Origin of the sequence: Rhizobium sp. 3T7, from assembly GCF_020166565.1 — a bacterium.
In the GTDB taxonomy this organism is placed as follows: Bacteria; Pseudomonadota; Alphaproteobacteria; order Rhizobiales; family Rhizobiaceae; genus Rhizobium.
Genome location: NZ_JAIQXS010000067.1, coordinates 1 through 497, shown reverse-complemented (window position 1 = coordinate 497; position 497 = coordinate 1). Strand labels below are relative to the sequence as shown.

The 497-nt window shown below is 60.0% G+C and carries 1 protein-coding gene; it reads left to right on the top strand.

Annotated elements, in window-relative coordinates:
• Positions 1 to 497 (top strand): DUF5801 repeats-in-toxin domain-containing protein (locus K9B32_RS28870; RefSeq protein ID WP_224568811.1); only part of this gene is annotated, 497 nt, incomplete at both ends.

The following is a 497-nucleotide window of genomic DNA, read 5'->3' as shown; positions in this document are numbered from 1 at the left end:
CTTCACCGTCAATGTCGTCGACGATGTCCCGGTTACTCGTGCAGGCAGCACCTCGACCGTGGAAGACGAAGCGGTCAATGGCGGCAACAATGAAAGCGACGGCCTGTCCGCAACAGCCGGCGGTTCGCTGAACATCGCTTGGGGTGCCGACGATAACAACAGCGGTTCTGCCAATCGCTCGGTTGCCTTCACGAATGCCAACGTCTCTGTGACGGGCGAGGTTGGCCACTCGCTGACGTCTCTCGGCCAGGCGGTACACACGGGGATCCTCGCTGACGGCACGCTCGTCGGCTATACCGGCAATACGGCGCCAACGACGGTAAGCGGCGCCAATATCGTCTTCTACGCCTCGCTCTCCGATAGCAGCAACCACGGCTCCTATTCTTTCACGCTGGTCAAGCCGCTGGATCACGACAACTCACCGTCCAACAGCGAAAACACGCTGTCGCTGACCTTCAACTACACGGCAACGGATTCGGATGGCGACACAGCATCGA